Origin of the sequence: Nonomuraea composti (assembly GCF_012034275.1) — a bacterium.
Lineage (GTDB): Bacteria > Actinomycetota > Actinomycetes > Streptosporangiales > Streptosporangiaceae > Nonomuraea > Nonomuraea composti.
Genome location: NZ_JAATEP010000049.1, coordinates 1 through 18,848 on the forward strand (window position 1 = coordinate 1; position 18,848 = coordinate 18,848).

7 protein-coding genes and 2 pseudogenes are annotated in these 18,848 nt (G+C 64.1%); 5 read left to right on the forward strand and 4 right to left on the reverse strand.

The features are described 5' to 3' along the window. Positions 1 to 767: 767 nt before the first annotated feature. Together HCN51_RS44355 and HCN51_RS44360 are read right to left on the reverse strand one after the other, a co-directional pair. Positions 768 to 1,313, reverse strand: a complete 546-nt coding sequence (locus HCN51_RS44355; protein WP_206068607.1) for an HNH endonuclease — start codon at positions 1,311 to 1,313, stop codon at positions 768 to 770. A 1,187-nt stretch (positions 1,314 to 2,500) separates the two neighbouring features. Next, complete coding sequence (locus HCN51_RS44360; protein WP_168017992.1) at positions 2,501 to 3,199, reverse strand: transposase; 699 nt, start codon at positions 3,197 to 3,199, stop codon at positions 2,501 to 2,503. A 413-nt stretch (positions 3,200 to 3,612) separates the two neighbouring features. Between HCN51_RS44360 and HCN51_RS44365 the strand changes: the two genes are divergently transcribed. From HCN51_RS44365 to HCN51_RS44375, 3 genes are read left to right on the forward strand one after another with little or no spacing between them, the layout of a single operon-like run. After that, positions 3,613 to 6,528 (forward strand): helicase-related protein, encoded by a 2,916-nt coding sequence (locus HCN51_RS44365; RefSeq protein WP_168017993.1) that lies wholly within the window; start codon positions 3,613 to 3,615, stop codon positions 6,526 to 6,528. Then, the gene (locus tag HCN51_RS44370) at positions 6,525 to 10,430 is read left to right on the forward strand and encodes an Eco57I restriction-modification methylase domain-containing protein (protein WP_168017994.1); all 3,906 of its coding nucleotides are present in this window, start codon (positions 6,525 to 6,527) and stop codon (positions 10,428 to 10,430) included. The genes HCN51_RS44365 and HCN51_RS44370 overlap by 4 nt, the downstream gene beginning before the upstream one ends. Further along, positions 10,430 to 15,736, forward strand: coding sequence for a DEAD/DEAH box helicase (locus HCN51_RS44375; RefSeq protein ID WP_168017995.1), 5,307 nt, complete (start codon positions 10,430 to 10,432; stop codon positions 15,734 to 15,736). Before HCN51_RS44370 ends, HCN51_RS44375 begins: the two co-directional genes overlap by 1 nt. Before the next feature lie 774 nt (positions 15,737 to 16,510). Here the strand turns inward: HCN51_RS44375 and HCN51_RS63335 are convergent. Beyond that, complete coding sequence (locus tag HCN51_RS63335; protein ID WP_277350241.1) at positions 16,511 to 17,083, reverse strand: hypothetical protein; 573 nt, start codon at positions 17,081 to 17,083, stop codon at positions 16,511 to 16,513. On the opposite strand from HCN51_RS63335, the gene HCN51_RS61815 reads away from it, so the two are divergent. Next, positions 17,061 to 17,867 carry a reverse transcriptase domain-containing protein gene (locus tag HCN51_RS61815; protein ID WP_277350242.1) on the forward strand — a complete coding sequence of 269 codons (807 nt, stop codon included), beginning with the start codon at positions 17,061 to 17,063 and terminating at the stop codon, positions 17,865 to 17,867. The genes HCN51_RS63335 and HCN51_RS61815 overlap by 23 nt on opposite strands. 126 nt (positions 17,868 to 17,993) lie before the next feature. On the opposite strand, the pseudogene HCN51_RS44390 reads toward HCN51_RS61815, so the two are convergent. Continuing rightward, positions 17,994 to 18,509, reverse strand: a pseudogene (locus HCN51_RS44390) (transposase family protein); the annotation flags it as partial. Between HCN51_RS44390 and HCN51_RS44395 the strand changes: the two are divergent. Continuing rightward, positions 18,510 to 18,710, forward strand: a pseudogene (locus HCN51_RS44395) (integrase core domain-containing protein); the annotation flags it as partial. Positions 18,711 to 18,848 lie beyond the last annotated feature (138 nt).

Below are 18,848 nucleotides of genomic sequence, written 5' to 3' on the forward strand. Positions count from 1 at the left end.
TCACCCAACCCGGTGATCATTTCCGGTCACAGCACTAGGCCCGGCCAGTGAGCGCGGTCCTAACTGGAGAGTGGCTGTCGATAGTGGCGGATGGGGCGCAGACGGCGAGGGCGGCAGGTAGCCGTAGGTGGCGGTGTCGAAGGCGTCGCCGTCCAGGCGGGCGAGCAGCCGTCCCAGGGTGCTGACGGCCAGGCGTATTGTTCCGGGCAGACCGGCTCGGGCGCGCAGGTCAGGGTCGTGCCTGACGATGAACCGGGTGATCTTGCCAGGGAGGTTGCTCCGCCGAGCACGGCGATCAGGGATAACGCCAGTTGAGGGCCGAGTCGGTAGCGGCGTCTCCGTTGGCTACATGGCCGCGATGGTGTCCAGCAGTTCGGCGAGTGTGGACAGGTCAGCCGGTGGGTCGGTGATAGTGACGTGCTCCAAGTGGCGGGCGAGCACGTCGATCGGGGATGATGGCATGCGAACGCGGCCCCTGTTCTTGATCGACTGGCGTAGACACCGAATGATCTTCAGGGGTGGCGTTTGTCATGTGGACACTGGGGTGCTCTCCACCGCCCGGCTACATCGAGCCAGTACATGTCCCATCAGGCGAGAACGCTCCGGCCCTGGGGGTTTCGAGTCCCTCTCAGTCGCGCAAAAGCGCAACCGGCGCACATCTTAATAGCTCCAACATGAGCCCGTCACTATACGCCACTCGACCTTGATCGGCATGTTTACGCGGCACTCCGCCCAGGGGTTTGAGCGAATCTATAAGTTGACATAAACTAATCACCGGTCTGGTCGGTATCGAGCGCCATGCCGGGACCGACATAGCGTGCAATAACCGCCGGATGGATAAATTGCCTAGGGTTGCATCCTATTGAATCTTTGCTTGATTTTCTCCAGTTGCATCCCTGATGGGCAAGTTGCACGTTGTCGAGAATGTCTGGCCCACCAACAGCAATGGGGACAATATGATCTATTGCTGCGGACAAAGGGTGAGGCCATTGTGCCTCGCGATCTACTTCGTAGAAGCATAGTTGGCAAATCCAGCCGTCTCGTTCGCAGACCTCAAGGCGATCGTAATCTTCGAATCCATTTCCACGAAGCCGGGCCCGTCGGCGGCCGTTAGCGCGCGCTCGCTCACGTCGGCCAAGCTCTGGATCGTTCTTCCAGCGCTGACGCCGCCATTCACTACCCCATTTCGCTGCACACATGTCGCATCGAACTGCCGACAGCTTCTTTTCGGATATATCGATTTCACAATCCTTGCATCTCCTTCTTTCGATGTGCTTCGGATACGGCTTTCCATATTTTCCGAAATACTCCATGCAGGCTTGACTGCACCAAATCCTTCGCGCCCCAGTCGGGTGTTGGCTGAATGACAACCCGCATCCCGCTGCACAATAACTAACGTCCGCCTTCGCGGCATCTTCTGCACAGCTTCGGCAACCTATCCTGCGGGACCCGCGAGAAATGTCGGAGATCTTCACCTTCGTCTCGGACCCGCATTTGATGCAGTTTGCCGATACAGGCGACGTAGCCTTTTTGTATGGACTGCTCAATTCCAATCCTAGGTCGGAGAGCAGGGAGTTCGCGACGTTCAAGGGGAGCGCTGTATCTCTCCCAGCGCGTAATCTTCTAAAGCAGTGAATGCAAGACGCTCCGCGCTCGATATTGCTGAGGAGTGGTTGAGATCGCTCGCCACATGACAAGCACACTGCATCGACCGGATGCGCGGACCCCTTGAACTCGCTGATAATCCGATAACCGGAATTCGCAAAAGCTTCCGTCACGCAGGCCGCGCACCATCCCGGCCTGCCCGAAACCGTGTAATTTCTGTTGCATACTCTACAGCGAGGTCCTCGTGCGTCCCTGTAAATCTTTACGTTTCGCCGATGACTGAGGCACCAGCCTAGGCTTTTCGCCTCCTTCTCGCAGCCCTCTTGCTGACATTGCTGCCTCTCTCGGTGGAGTACATGTAGCGGGTCACCGTAATTACGCCAACGCGAATAATGTGTTGAGCACCATCCCCGGGCTTGTATGAGATTGCTGCAACCTTCAATCGAGCACGTCTCTTGCTTGCTTATGTGGCCATTTTTTGCCTTCAGTACGCGTTCCTGTCGACGTTCGGTGGCCCTTGAAATTGCGGACCGTTGTGCGCAGGCTTTGCTACAATATTTCTCCCAAGGCATCCTGCTCGGAGAAAAAATAGAGCCGCAGAACGTGCAAATATTTGTGATGGAAGCAAGTCTTACTGCCGTGGCTCCTCTGCGTGTGGCGGCGTCTAATGAACGCTTACGTCTAACTCTGCATTCAGAGGAACAGGTAATGTTTGCTCGATGCCGATCAAGGGGCATGGGGCCGCCGCATACGGCGCATTGCTCGATCTTAAGGGGGACGCGTCTAGTCCCTCTCCTTTCGTTAACTCTTCGTTCTTCTCTGCATTCTGCACTGCAGTAGAGGGAGTTTTTTGCCCTAGTTGCAGGAATTGGCTGATTGCACCATTGGCACATGCTCAATTGTTGACTCCTTGCGTAGAGTTCGCCAGAAGCAGGGTATCTGTAGTTCGCGGTAGCTGCTCTTGTGTGAGCGTTTGACGGCTCGCGGGTAGGAACGGTGACGGCGTTGAGGGTTGATGGTCCGTCGGCGCGTGATTGGGCCGAGGGCCTGGGTCCAGGAGGTGTCGGATGGTTCGAGGAAAGGCCGCGCAGTTGGTGACCGAGCGGCGCACCATGCGGACGGTGTCCAGAAATATGATCTGGTCGAGATCGACTCCGGCCGTGGTGGCGGTAGTGCACATCAGGGTGCATAACGCCCAGTGGGTCAGCAGGCAGGCCCAGATCTCCTGGTAGGCCAGCTCGGGGGTGCGTGAGTGCAGGATGCGGCCCGGCCCGCGCAGGTGCGTCTTCAGCTGATTGATGCCGGTTTCGGCTTCCCAGCGGTCGTGGTAGCAACGGGCCAGGTCCTCGGCGGTGGCCTCGGCCGGGTCCAGGATGCTGGTGATCAGCCGTATGTGCTCGCCCTTACGATTGGGCACAATATAAGTCAACCACCGGACGATCACCGAGTGGTCGGGGTTGAGGTGGTGGCCCGACGGGCGGCTTCGAGTAGCCGGTCCTTCTGTGAGCGGCGCAGGCCGGCGGGCTTGGTGATGACGGTAAGCCAGGACCCGTGGCCCGGTCGCGCGCCAGTACGGGCGCAGCCTGGCTTGCACCGCTAGAGCAGGTGCGCGCCGCTGCGCCGGGCCTGGTGTCCGCGCATCGACGGAACTTCGACCCTCACCGCCGCCACCGCTCCTCTCCGCGAGCCGTAAAGGCTCGCGCAAGAGTAGTTACCGTGAGCTACACCCTTCCGACAAGGGCATCCGATACGCAGGACCTCCGACCGCCGCACTCTTGCCCACGCCACTGGTCGCACGAGTAAGGCCGTGATCATGTCTTATCTGAACGGCATCGGGTTCCTCGAAAAGGGTTGCGGGATCGATGACCGCATAGTTGATGATTGGGGCCCTGGATTACAAACGGGCATATTGGTCATTCTTGTGGAAACGCTACATTATCGGTCTGCTGTAATTGCGACTTCTGGATCGGCTGTAACGATTGCAGTGTCCACGCGTACATCATTTCTGTGAAGGGAACCCGGTTTGACTCTTCTGCCGCGTCGGACGGTTCGCTGAGAAGGGCTGTAAGCGAAAAAGATTACGAAAAAGACCTCTTGATGCCCGGGCGGGTCGTTCGACTTCGGGAACGCTTGTGGCGGGTCGACTACCGGGACGGGGCCGTCTTCGGTGCGACTGCGCTCGACGGGAGAGACAACCGGCCCACCCGATACCACGCTGAGCTCGAACGCGTCGAGTCCGGAGAGCTGCCCTTCCCGGACCCGAACGCGATCGGCGATGAGCAACAGCAGCGCATGCTGCTCGACGCATACCGGTTCTCCTTACTTCATGGGACCGCCCCAATCCTGGGGCTCCAACGTTCACGGGCCATCCCCACCGACTTCCAGATCGTCCCGTTACTCATGGCGCTCGGGTCGGATCGGGTGCGACTGTTGATCGCGGATGACGTCGGCACGGGCAAGACCGTTGAGGCCGGCTTGATTCTTTCTGAGCTGCTCGCTCGCGGCCGCGCACGACGGGTGCTGATCGTGGTGCCTGCGAACTTGCGTGACCAATGGCGCGACACGTTGGACAGAATGTTCCACATAGACGCCACGATCGTCGCCGGCCACCTGTTGCCCTCGCTGGAGCGGCGTCTGCTGCCAGGCCAGAGCGTGTGGGCCACCCACGATGTGGTCATCGCGAGCATCGACTACCTCAAAACGCGCACCGAAGAAGTCCTGTCCCACGGCTGGGATCTCGTCCTCGTGGACGAGGCGCACCTCGCCGCCCAGCCGCACACCGACCCCGGCCGGGCTACACCCGACATGGAACGGTTCGCGTTCGTGCAAGAAGCAGCAGCACGGAGCAGGCACCTGCTGCTGCTGACCGCCACCCCGCACAACGGGTATACCGACTCGTACGCGTCGCTGTTCCGGATGCTCAATTCGGCCCTGGTCCAGGATGGGATCCACGGTCCGCGAGTGCAACGTGCTGCCGCTCGCGAACACCATGTGGTCCAGCGTCGTCGCGTCGACATCGAGGAGTGGTATCGCGAGCGCGGTGTCCCCTCTCCATTCCCGGTTCGCCGTGCCGACGAGCAGATTGTCGATCTTCGGCGTTTTCCTGACATGGTCGCGCTGCTCAGCGAGCTCAAGGCGTACGCCGGTGATCTGTACGACGCCGCCACGGGCAGTGTCGACCGCTGGGTCGCGGCGCATCTACAGAAACGACTACTGTCCAGCCCCGCGGCGCTGCGGTCCAGCATTGACAAGCGACTCTCCACTCTCAGCCGCGGCACGGCCCTTGATGGTAGAACAACCACGGCGAAGCTCGCCGAGGAGACGACCAGCGACCTCATCTTCACCGAGGACGACGAAGCCGACGCGGCACACCTGAACGCTTCCGTCGGCCTCGCACAAGAGGTCGAGGTAGCAAGGCTGCGTGTCATCGCTGACCTTGCAAAGAAGGTCACCCCCGCGAAGGACCCGAAACTTGTTGCGCTCCTGCGGCTCCTTCCAGAGCGCATGGCAGACCACCCGCGCGCGCAACGCGTGCTCGTGTTCACCAAATACAAGGACACCCTCGACTACCTGGTGACCCACCTTCTCCGGGCCGTCGGGAAGGGCAAGAACGGGTTACCAGCCGAGACCCAGGTGTTCGCGATCCACGGCGGACTAAACCTTGCGCAACGCAACGAGGTATTTGCCGCGTTCGAGCAGGCCGACCGGGCTGTGCTCGTCGCCACGGACTGCATCAGCGAAGGCGTCAACCTGCAACGGGCGTGCGCCGAACTCGTCCACTACGAGTTGCCGTGGAATCCCAACCGGCTCGAGCAACGCAACGGCCGCATCGACCGGTTCCAGCAGCGTGAACCGTTCGTGGGGATTCGGACTCTCGTGCTCGACGACCCGCTGGACGCGAGCCTGCTGTATCTGATCGTTCGCAAGTCCGAGCAGATGCGCGCCGACTACGGGTTCGTCCCCCCGTTCCTGGCGAACACGGACATCCTGCTCCACCTGTCCGACCCTGACGCCGCATACCGCGGCAGGCTCAGCGCCCGGTCCAGCTCCGAACAGCTCAGCATCGTGGACCTGTTCAACCACGAAGCGGAAAGCGACCTCAGCGACCTGGACGAGGAGCTCGCCCGCATGGCGGAGACATCGCTGGGGGAGACCGACAAGCTCGATCGGGTGCGGGATGAGTCGTTCTACGGCCAGACCCGGATCTCACTGACAGCGATCGAGGACGCGCTCAACCAGTCCCGAGCGTTGACCGGCACCACCGAGCAGATACGCGACTTCACCCTGCGGTGCCTTCGTGACATGCACGCTGACATCACCGAGGAAGGGTCGATGTTCCGGCTCGCCAAACTACCCGCGCCCGTGGCCGACCTCGCTTCGGCGGGGTACCGGTTCACGTTCGACCCTTCCATCGGGATCGACCACCCCGAGATCGACGTCATCGACCTGGCCCACCCGTTGCTACGTCGGCTCATCGACATCACCTTGGATCGAGCACAGCTCCCGGACTGCCATGGCAGAGTCGCGGCCCGAACGACCACAGCACAGGTGGGACACGCCGCTGTCCTGCACGTCCTGTTCCGGTACGTTGCGAAGGCCGAACCGCCTGTGCTGCTCGAAGAGATCCTCCCGATCGGTTACCGCACCAACGAGAACACCACATTCGACGCTGAGGCCGTGATGGCCGCGCCCCCCGGGTCCGGCACCCGCCACCGTGACGACGTCCTCGATGACGCGACCGACATCCTTCATGCTTCTGACCTTAGGGGCCGGCTCGAGCGCATCGCTGCGGAACGTGCCAACGAACTATCGCGTCGGCACGCCCAACTATCCGCGGCCTGGGCGCACGGCCTGGACCGGGTCGAACCCACTTCGCTAGATCTGGTCGCGGTGACCGTCATCTACCCGGAGGTGACCCGGTGACCGACGTCAGCCTCGTCCACACCAGCGGCGGACTGATCGGCGACGTCATCACCGATAACCTCCGCCAACCCGACGTCGAGGGGGACGCCAAGTTCCTTGCCGATGTGGCCACGTTCAACGACCGTACCGGGCAGTCGCCGACGAAGGCGCAGTACGCCTCCGACTTAGAGGCGGCGTTCCGGACCGGTGTCGCGCTCTGGTCCGCGTACGCCGACGAGCTGCGCGACGGGATGGACGTGTCACGGATCCGTGACCGGCTCGTCCTCAAGCTGCTCGACTTGCTCGGTTTCCAACCGGTGTACCAGCGGTCCCGACTCGTCGCCGGCGGCGCTGGGTGGGACATCAGCCATCTCGGCTGGGTGGGAGACGATGCGCCACCGGTCCACACCACTGCTGCCGCTGACCTCGACGCCCGCATTGCGGGCAGGCGCAGTCCCCATGAACAGCTGCAGGGGTATCTGAACGCGGCCTCGGTTCGGTGGGGCATCCTCACCAACGGGCGTATGCTGCGGCTGCTGCGCGATTACCACCACACGCGTAGTCGCGGGTATGTCGAGTTCGACCTTATAGCGATCTTCGAAGCCAGCAGCTATCCAGATTTTCTCGCGCTGTGGCGGCTGTGCCACGCCTCCCGGTTCCAGCGGCTCCAACCGGAAGCCGCAACCACCGACGAGGATCTGAACAGTGAGGACAGCGACGAGGAGTCTGGTGGCACGGGGCCGGTCGCTGACGACCCGCCGGACACCCTGCTGGAACGGCTCCACGCCAAAGCGCTGTCGGCCGGTGTAGCGGCCGGAAAGCGGGTGCAGCCGCAGGTCCGTGCGGCCATTAGTGTCCTCGCGAACGGGTTCCTTGACGCCAACCACGGGCTGCGGCACCGGATGGAAGCGGACCCGGACACCGGCCGCGACCTGTACCGCGAGCTCCTCACGGTGCTGTACCGGGTGCTGTTCCTGTTGTTCGCGGAACAGCGCGGCATGCTGAACAACGCCGACCCGCTCTATGACGAGACGTACAGCCTCACCCGGCTGCGTGCGGTCGCCACCGACGGCCACGCTGAACCGCGCCGGATGGACCTGTGGGAAGGACTGAAGACCACGTTCCAGGCCTTCAGCAACGAGGAAGATGCCGCCAAACTCGGCGTGTACCCGTACAACGGCTTCCTGTTTGACCAGATCCAGACACCGCTGACCAGCGGCGCCCGACTGCCGAACCTGCACCTCACCCAAGCAATCGAGGCGCTCACCACCGTGCAGACCGGGCGGGTCCGCATGCACGTCGACTACCGCAACCTCGGCGTCGAGGAACTCGGCGCGGTGTACGAGTCCCTGCTCGACTACACTCTGTCCATCGCATCCACCGCCACCAACGTCGACGGGCGGACCGTGCGGCCCGGTGAAGCGTACCTGGCGCCGCTGAGCATTGAACGATCCGACCTCGCGTCGTACTACACCTCCACAGATCTGGTCGACCTGCTTCTTGCGCGGTCGCTCGACCCGCTGATCGAGGACACCCTCGCCAAAGCCGGTGACAACCAAGACGACCAGGTTCGGGCGCTGCTGGGGCTGCGCGTGATCGATCCGGCGTGCGGGTCCGCGGCGATCCTCATCGGTGCGCTGGACCGGATCGCATACGCCGTCGCCAAGGCGCGCAGCGCCCCTCAGGAGCCGCGTGACACAGACCTGGCGCACGCTCGCCGTGAGGTGCTGCAACGGTGCATCTATGGGGCGGAGAAGGATCCGTTCGCCGCGGAGCTCGCCAAGGTGGCGCTGTGGATCCACTGCGTTGTCCCCGATGAGCCGTTGACGTTCCTTGACCACCACATCGTGTGTGGTGACAGCCTCGTCGGGTGGCCCCTGCTGGACGTGCCCACCACCATTCCCAACACCGCGTACGAGGTGCAGAAGGCCAAGGGGGCGGAGCGGGCGATGCTGACGAAGGGGCTGCGCCGCAACGAGCAGTTCACTGCCTCCGGTGCCGACCTGTTCCAGCAGGGCGACGTCGCGTTCACCCTGACACTTCCCGATGAGCTGCACGCCGACGAGCACACCCCGGCCGACGTACGCCGCAAGGCTGCCGCATATCGATCGTGGCGGGCCAGTGATGAGTATGCCCGGTGGAAGAAGACCGCAGACCTGTGGACCGCTGCGTTCTTCTGGACCGACACCGACCAGCGGCCCCCCACTAGCGTCGAGTACGCCGCCGCTCTCGAAGGGCACCCCGACGAGGAGCTAGCAAAGTCCGCCGAAAGCCTTCTCTCAGATATCAACCCACTGCACTGGCCGCTGGCATTCCCGGAGGCATACGCCGCAAGGGGATTCGACCTCGTCCTGGGCAACCCGCCCTGGGAGCAGTTCAAGGGCGAAGAGCAGCCGTTCTTCAAGCAGCACAAGCCTGCGATCGCAGCGATGACAAGCGAGACCCGCAAGACGGCCATCGCCGAACTGGAAAAGTCCGATCCGCGTTTGTTCGCGCGATGGAAGACCTACCAAGCCCTGCAGGGCAGGCTCGCACACTACGCCAAGACGTGCTGCCGTTACACGCGCACCAGCAACGAGGCGAACACATACGTCTTGTTCACCGAGCTCGCCGCCCGGTCCAGCAGCCATGTCGGCCTCATCGTCAAGAGCGGCATCGCGACCGACGCCGCCCAGTCCCCCGTGTGGAAACGGCTGCTCGACCAGCGGCGCGTGCGTCAAGTGATCGACATGGTCAACCAGGAACGGAACGGCAAACGGGTCTTCCCTGCAGTTGCCGCCGTCGAACGGTTCAGCATCGTCCACCTCGGCCCCGCCTCCGCAGAGCCGGTCAAGGCGTCGCTGCTCAATTTCGGGGTCTCCGAGGCGGCTTCAAGGCCGTTGCGTGCATGGTCCCGTAACGAGCTGCGCTCCGTCGCGCCGCGTACGCACACCCTCCTGTCCACCGATAACCCGGCGGAGATCAGGCTTGCGTTAGAGCTGCACGATCGCTTCGGAACCCTGGACTTCGCCGAGGAGGACGGGGCGAATCCCTGGAGACTGCGCTACGCCACACTGTTTCACTCGTCTGGCGCCAGGGAGAAGGGACTGCTTCTGCGCGGCGCCACGCTGGAAGCCGACCGATTCGCTCTCGGAAAGGACAAGCGGTACCGGCATCCCGATGGACGGGTCGCCGTCCCCGTGTATGAGGGACAGATGGCCAACCGGTGGGACCACCGCGCCCGCACCTTCGAAGGGTTCACGGGCAAGGACCGTTACGGCCGCAAACCTCACATCCCTTGGGTGACTGATGCGCAGCACGCCGATCCGGATTTTGAGGTCGAACCCCGCTACTGGATGCACGAGAAGGTCGCCCTAAAACGCATGCAGGAGGTTGTTCCGGAAGGACACTCAGTCATGGCGCTTCGGGACATCGGTCGACTGTGGACGGATCGGCGTGTTCTTCGCGTGGCCGTGATGGAGCCGCTGCCCGCTACGCACACGCTGCCCGTCCTCGTCGCGCCGACTGAGCAAGTCCTGGGGATCGCAGCCCTCCTCAACTCGATGACGCTCGACTTTCTGGTGCGACTCCATATGCCAGGTGGTCACGTGACCCCTTGGGTCCTGTCGCAGTGCGCGGCACCGCGTCCGCTGGCTCTTCCCGCCGCTGCGACTGAGGCAGCGGCCAAGCTGACACTCACCTCGAGCCGGCTCGCAGTCTGCCTCGGTGGAGAGCCCGCTCCATGGGATCCAGCGGCACGCGAACGCCTGGATGCCCACGCGGACGCGCTGATCGCGAAGGCATACGGATTGAGCACGGCCGACTATGAGACCGTGCTCGACCACTTCGCCCTGTTGGCGAAGATCGAGACTAAACAGTTCGGCGATTACCGCAGCAAGCGCCTCCGCTTGGAGGCGTTCGAGGAAATCGGAGGAGGACGCTGATGCACCCATTGGCGATGCTGGCCGGGCTACGCGGGGACTACGAGCGGTACGTCGACTCGTTCCAGTTCTACAAGAACCCCGCCATCCGGGACTGGGTGCAGGCCAAGCGGCGTGAGGGTCGGCTGCTGTATCGGGAGCCGTTTCTCACGTTGGCGAAGCCGTTCGCGGACGGCTGCTCCCTTCAGTCGCTGGTAGACGAGGGTGTCCTGGATCCTGGCGCGCTGACGGTGTTCACCCGCAAGCCCGGCGATGTGGGCAGCGGTCCGGTGTCGCCGTTCGTGCACCAGGAGACCGCGATCCGGCAGGTCATGGCCGGGGTCAACACGGCAGTGACCACGGGCACCGGGTCGGGTAAGTCCTTCACGTTCTACATGCCGATCGTCTCGACTGCCCTGACGCTGGCCGCGGGCCGTGATGAGGGGGCGTTCCGGTCACCGGTCGCGGTGATCATCTACCCGATGAACGCGCTGGCGAACAGTCAGTACGAGGACATCGCGGCGCGGTTGGCCGGGTCGGGGCTGACGGTGTGCAATTACACCGGCTCGTTGAAGACCACCCCCGAGGGGGCGATGAAGGACTTCAAACAGCTCACCGGCCGGGACACGCCCTATGACAGCGAGGTCATCGACCGCGACACTTTGCACAGCGGCGGGTGCGACATCCTGCTGACGAACTTCAAGATGCTTGAGTACGCGCTCGTACGGCGTGAGGACGCGACCCTTTTCGAAACCCTCAGCCGCGGCGGACGGCTGAAGTTCCTCGTCCTCGACGAGATGCACACCTACTCCGGTCACCAGGGCGCAGACATGGCACTGCTAGTGCGCCGGTTCAAGACGCGCACGGGCACAGCGGGATCGCTGCGGTGTATCGGCACGTCAGCAACCGTCGACTCAGGCGACCCGGCAGAAGCCAGTGCGGTCATCGCCGGGTTCGCCAGCAAGCTGTTCGGAGAGCCGTTCCTGCCTGAGCACGTCGTGCGGGAGTCCTATGGACAGTACGAGACCGATGACCCTGCGTCCGGCGGGCTCTACCTCGCGGCTTCGCCGATTTCCCCGGAGGTCGTTGCCAAGGCAGCGGCTGCCGGTACCGACGAGGAGACAACTGGTCTGCTCAGACCGGGTCTATTGGGTGGCCCGGTGACGGTCGACGCGGTGCGGTCATGTCTGCCGGTTGCGTGGCTGGAGCGTGCCCTGTGGGGTGGGGTTCTTTCGGCGAAGCTCCTTACGGAGCGGTACGTGGAGCAGGTCCGCCCCGGTGTATCCCCGGACGTGGCCTGGGCGGAGATCGAGGGGGCCCTGATGCTGGCCTCCGCGGTGAAGACGCCCGGCCCGAAGGGCGACCCGGTGGGCCTACTCACCCCGAAGGCGCACGCATTCTTCTCCCAGGGCCTGCCGGTCACCCGGTGCCTGGTGTCGGAAGACCCGCCGCATCTGTCCGAACAGGGCGAAGCGACGTGCAGGGGGTGCGCCGATGATGAACTCGTCGGCGTGCCGGCGTTCCCGGTCGTGTTCTGTCAGTCCTGCGGCCAGGACTACTACGTCGCTGAGGACGCAGGGCAACACCTAGTGTCCCGGGACTTCCTCGCTGCGGCCGAGGACGGCGACGCGGTCTATGTGATGACGGACGAGTGGGACGAGGACTCTGCACCGATTCACCCCAAGGACACCTATAAGGACGGGGTGACCCCAAAGAAGGGTCGCGAAGGCGCGGTGCCACGTCGGGCGCGGGTGTGCGGCACGTGCGGCGAATGGGACGGAAACTGCGGTCACGCACGAGTCCGGGACGTGGTGACAGTGGCGGCCCCGATGCTGCTATGCCCTTCGTGTGGAGTCCGGTATGACGCCTCGCACTCGGAATACAACAAGTTCTTCCAGGTTGGTACGGTCGGTCGGGCCACCGCAACGGACGTGCTTGTTGAGGGCATGCTGAATCGGCAGGACACTGGACCAGGGCATGCCAAGCCGCAGGTGATGGCGTTCACAGACAATCAGCAGGACTCCTCGTTCCAGGCCGCACACATGCGGTCGATGTCTCGCCGGTTCCATGTGCGTCGCGCGATCATCTCCGGGCTTGCTGCCAAGGGCGCCCTTACCCGCGAGGCCGCATTGGACACCGGTGAGATGGCGGACGCCGCCTTCGAGCAAATGAAGGCGACCGGCACGGTTCCGAAGTTCTCCCGCAATACCGATGGCGGCGGAGGTTTCGACCCACAGGAGGGAGCAGGCAAGTCCAGGGGACGCTACCTGAGGTACCTCAAGACTGGTGTGCTGATGGAAACTAGCGGCGGGCCGCGGAAGACCCAGCCGAACCTGGAGGACACCGGGCTGATCGTTGTCGACTACGCAGCTTTCACGCCAGGGAAGATCGCCTCCACGGTCGCCGCGGACGAACGGCTAGACCCGTTCCTCCGCGGTTACGCCGACGCCCACCCTGACCTAGTGGAGGACCTGCTGCGGGTGATCCTCGACGTGATGCGACGCCAGCGCGCGATCGTGTCAGCGAGTATGGACGGCCCTGCCGCCGCGTTCACCGACCCGGACCGGTTCCGCAGCGACGTCCTCGAACAGCTCAGCGAGGCCGCGTTCTTCCATGGCGGGCCCGAGCTGCCGCGCCGCCGCACCCTGTACGACGAGCAGAAGGAGTCCAGAGCGCGGGCGCAGTACCGCCGCATCGCCGGTAAGCAGATGCCTGATGGCAGCGACGCGCACCAGACAACGGCGCTAACCCGGTGGGTCAAGGTCGAGGCCGGGCTGCCTGCGGACGCGACCGGGAGTGCGGCGGCGAAGCGGCTCATCCGGCAGGCTGCGGAGTGCCTGGTCCGGTATGGCTACCTTGTCTCTGACGGCGGGCTGGCCGTCGACGAGGAACGGATCCGGTACTGGTTCGCTGAGGAGCCGCAAGGGTTCCGATGCACCCGCTGTGCTGGCCGGTGGATCCTGTCCCGTGAACGGGCGTGCCCCCGTTGCGTGAAGGCTCGCGTCCGACCGGACCGCACCGGTCGAGACGACTTCTTCCGCAGCGCCTACATCGGCGCATTAGCCGATACCACCCGGGTCGAGGCTGAGGAACACACCGGCAGCCTCGATGGCGATGCCCGCAAGGTCGTTGAGACCCGTTTTCGCGAGCAGACCGACCCGCTGAACGTGCTCGTGTGCACCCCCACGATGGAACTCGGTGTCGACATCGGCACTCTCTCCGCGGTGTACATGCGCAATGTCCCTCCGTCCCCTGCGAACTACGCCCAACGGCAAGGCCGCGCTGGTCGCGCTGCACAACCCGCCACGGTCGTCACGTTCTGCTCTGCCCAGGGCCGAGCTGCGTCTCACGACCAATACTTCTTCAAACGGCCTGAGCGGATCATCGCGGGCAAGATCGCAGCGCCCCGGTTCCTTCTTGATAACGAGGCCCTGATCCGGGCGCACATGAACGCGATCATTCTGGGCGCATGGGCAGGTGAGCACGATGACCTCCCGCGGGAGATCGGCACATGGACGCGCATTGACGAAGGCATCGGCGGGCTGCTGCCGGACATGCGCGAGGCGCTCGACGGGTTCATTGGAGCCAACAGGGACCGGCTTATCGAGGCCGGGACTGCGGCGTTCAAGGACGTGTTCGACGACGCGACTGCCGTAACCCCTCAACTGGTCGGACTGGCCGTGGACGGATTCGTGGCTGCGTTGGACGACGCCATGGGATCACTGGTGGATTACGCCGCCGAGTTGAAGGTCGAACTCGACGAGCTCAATGCCCGGGCTGACAAGCAGCCGCTGGACAAGTCGGAGAGACGGCGCCGAGAGGCAGTCGAAGCGATCCGAGGGAAGATCCGCACTGGCGATGGCGACTATCACCCCCTGTCGTGGCTCGCCCAGCGAGGGTTCCTTCCCAGCTACGCGTTCCCGCGCAAGGCGCTCATGCTTCGGTTCAGCGACCGTGAACGCCCCCGGGTCAGGTCAAGGTCCATCGCGCTGCGCGAGTTCGCGCCCGGCAACTCCATCTACCACCTGGGCCGCCGCTACCAGGTCACCCGTGCGTCATCCGGCCGGGACGCTGAAGCCATCACTTCGAAGGTATTCCTGTGCCATTGCGGCTACTACCTCGACCGCGACGCGGTCGACACCACCAGCAAGTGCCCCAACTGCCACTCACAGGTCGACCAGCAGCGGATCTACCGCAATGCGATGCCCGTCACCGACCAGTACGCCGTCCAACGCGACAGTGTCGGAGCCGACGCGGAGGAGCGGCTACGGCAGGGGTATAACGTCATCGCCGCGTACCGGCTGCCCAGCACCCGGGTACGGCGAGGCACTATGGCAGCCGGAGACGACGTGTCGGCTGAGCTCACCGTGGCCCGTCTCGGATTCGTACTCCAGGCCAACACTGGATTCGTTCGCAGCGGAGAGCCCTTCAGCCTGTGCGCGCGTTGCCGGTTGTGGAACCCGGATCCGGCCGAGCACTACAAGACCGGCAGCGATTGCCTGCCCCAAAGCGAGAACCTCATCGAGAACGTCGTGCTGTTCAACGACGACCGGCATGACATGCTGCTGCTGGACGTCGCCGCCCCCGAAGGTATCGATGCGGACACGCACGCGTACAGCCTTATGTACGCGTTGCAAGCGGCGATGGGCACCCAGTTCGGCATCGAGGAGAGCGAGCTCGCCGGACAGGTCTACCCGCAGGCCGGCGCACCCCAGGCACGACGGATCCTGCTGTACGAGGTAGATGAGGGCGGCATCGGGGTCCTCGACCGGATGATCGCTCGGGACATGTGGCTCGCCATCGCCGAGCGGGCGTTGGACATCTTGCACGTCGACCGGCATGGGCACCCCCAAGCCGACGCCTGCCACACGTCGTGCTACGAGTGCCTCCACAGCTTTTACAATCAGTGGCATCACGACGTATTGGACCGCAATTTAGCAGTCCCATTCTTCTTGTCGATCCTGCAACGGCTCGACCTGACCACTGAACTGGTCGGAGCCGATTGGTCCCAGGTCGTGACCACGTTTGATTCCGCGACAGAGGAGAAGATGGTTGCAGCGATCAAGGCCGCAGGAGTTCCCGCACCGACTGCCGCTCACAAGGCTCTGCCTTCAGAGAACCCTGTCGCGTCCGCTGACCTCTATTATGAAGGGGAAGGCATGCACCTGGCAGTCTTCCTTGACGGTGGGATCCATGATGCACCCCTGCAATCTCGCCTCGACGCTGCTCGGCGCGCTTCATTGAAGGATGCCGGATATAGCATATTAGTCATCCGACATGATGATCTATCTGGCGGAATTAGCGCCCTTAGATCGCGACTTGATTGCTGATTGCTGGCCGTATGTGCTGGTGACGGTGGTTGACACGCGGGTCAAGCCGCCTGTGAGGTTGGGGCGCAGCCGTGCCGGTACGTGGGACGTTGCTCCCAGTGAGAGCTACTGGTCTCCTCAACCGTGATCATCCAGTGAGGCTTTTCCGTGCGCCCAGCAGAGCAGGAGGTGAAGCCGTGACGTAGCGGTGGAGCTTGTTGTTCGTAAGCTCGTCGTCGCTTGCCGGTGGAAGTCCGGTCCGGGTAGCTGCCAGGAGGCCCGGTAGCAGGCTGGCGGTTTCGTCTGGAAACGGGCGGGGTCGAAGCCCGGCGTCAAAAGCCCTGTAAGGGGGAGCGATGGTGCGGTCCGTAGCATGAAGCGAAGCCTGCGGCGTCGTTACTCAGCCCGCCTTCGGGTGGGACGAGGGAGTGCCGAGCCTCTCGAAATCGGGGCGAAGGCCATGGACGCGGTGAAGAGCCTGGAAGCGCAGCCGTCAAGGACTCCCCGGCGTATGGGGCGCGGAACGCATCGATAGTGGCGGCGGGAACTGGGGAGGCCCTCCCCGGCCCGGCAACCTGCGGATGATCGTGTTGCCGGAGCGTCGCGTCCTATAACCGATGGTCTCGGGAAGTGGGCGTCGTGCCGGGTGGGCGTCGGAGGCGGCCGTAGTACCGCTATCAGCCGGCCGGACAACACAACCGGCGGCGAGGGAAGGGCCGCTGCTTCGTCGATGCGCAACGACTGACAGGGAGGGGCCCGGTGAGTGCCGGTCAGGCTAGTCCCGCCGTGAAGGGGTCACGGGAGCCACGGGTTCCGCGTGATCCGGTCCGTGCCCTGCAGCATGCGCTCTACCGGGCGGCCAAGGCCGATCCCGGGCGTCGGTTCCATGCGCTGTTCGACAAGGTCTTCCGCAGGGACGTGTTGCAGCGTGCGTGGGTTATGGTGCGCCGGAACAATGGCGCGCCGGACATCGACAAGACCACCCTGGCCGAGGTCGAGGAGTACGGCATTGACCGGCTGCTCGGTGAGCTGGCTGAACAGGTGCGGCAGCGGCGCTATCGGCCGTTGCCTGCGCGGCGGGTGCTCATCCCGAAGCCGGGCAGCGGCGAGATGCGGCCGTTGTCGATCCCTGCAGTTCGTGACCGTATCGTGCAGGCTGCGTTGAAGATCGTGCTCGAGCCGGTCTTCGAGGCCGACATGGCCGACTGCTCCTTCGGGTTCCGGCCCAGGCGATCGGCTCATGATGCGTTGCAGGTGCTCATCGATGAGCAGCAGCGGGGACGCCGCTGGATGGTCGAGACGGGACATCGCCAACTGCTTTTCGGCGATCCCGCACGAGAAGTTGATGCAGGCGATCGAGGAACGCATCTGCGACCGGCCGGTGCTGTCCCTGCTGCGGCAGGTGCTGCGCAGCGGGGTGCTGACCGAGGACGGGCAGGTGCGGCGCGAGGTCACCGGGACACCACAGGGCGGCGTGATCTCGCCGCTGTTGTGCAACATCTACCTGCACCGGCTCGACCGGGCCTGGGATCAGGGTGATGGGGTGCTGGTGCGCTTCGCCGACGATCTGGTGGTGATGTGCTGGTCGCGCGGTCAAGCCGAACGGGCTCTGGCCTGTCTGGTGGAGTTGCTGGCCGGGCTCGGCTTGGAGCCGAAGGCGGCCAAGACCCGCATCGTGCACCTGGAAGTCGGTGGTGATGGCTTCGACTTTCTGGGCTTTCACCATCGGCTGGTGCGCTCGCGGGGTGATCGGGGCAGACCACGGGTGGTGTTCCTGGCTCGCTGGCCCGCGGACAGGGCGATGTGGCATGCCCGCGACCGGATCCGGGAGATCACCGCCCGGCGCTGGATGCTGCTGCCGCCGGAGGCGATCGTGCGGGACCTCAATGGCTTCCTGCGCGGCTGGGCCGGATACTTCCGTTACGGACACTCCGGCCAGCGCCTCAGCAAGATCAGACGATACGCCCAGTGGCGGCTGGCGCACTTCGTCCGAAGACGCCACCGCCGCAGCATGGCTTTCGGCTGGTGGGTGCTGACCCGCGCCCGGCCTGCCGATCTCGGATTGATCAGCTTGTATGTAATCGTCGTCGCGCCCAGGGCGGGCAAGCCCTGGCGGGACAGACCGAATGCCGCCGGTGAACGACGTCGGTGAGCCGTGTGCGGGAGAACCGCATGCACGGTTCGACGGGCGGGAGCTGGAAACGGAGCCACGAACTGGCCATGGTCATCGGGGAGAGCACAGCAGACCGGGAAACCGGCGGAAGACAGGCCCCGAGCCCTACCGCCAGGCAACGCCACCGCGCCAGCTCCCGACCCTACATCCTGGGTAACGGCCCTCTTCGACGAGCTGCAGCACGAGGATCGCCTGCACGAGCGTGGTCGCGCGATGCGGGCAGCAGCGCAGCTTGGTCAGGACCTTCCATGCCTTCAAGGTCGCGACGGCGCGCTCGCCGATGGCGCGGATACGGGCATGCGAGCGGTTGACCTCTCGCTGCCCGCGTGACAGCCATCGACGGTGACGATGACGCTTGAACGGAGTGCGGATGGCGCCGCCCGCGCCTTGATAGCCCTTGTCGGCGAAGGTCTTGACGCCGGCGCTGGTCAGGGCGTCGATCAGGCCGACCGTGCGAGCGGCGGTCACGTCGTGAACGGCGCCCGGAAGCGCGGGTGAGGTCCACACCAGCCGGCCCACCGGATCGGCCAGTAGCTGCACGTTCATCCCGTGCTGCTTGTGTTTCCCGCTGTAGTAGGGCCGCTCGTCGGCGACGCGGTCGATCGGGATGAGAGTCCCGTCTCGTTCTTCTCCACGCTCAAGAACGAATGGCTGCACCGCTTCGTCTTCACCACCCGGGCCAAAGCGAAACGTCAGGTCATCCGTTACATCGAAGGGTTCTACAACCACCGGCGCCTGCACTCGGCGCTCGGCTACCGGCCGCCCCTGGAAGTGCTCAACGAGTCCCTTCAATCCAAGCAGCCGCATATGCTACGCCCATAAGACGGCTGTCCGGAATCTCCGTGGCCCCTCAGGCAAGTACGCCCGGGCCACAGGAGGTCATGGGTGTCTGGCCTTCTCTCATTGTGAGACCCTTAACAATGCCCTTCTGGTAGACGGCTCTACGTAAAGACTACCGTG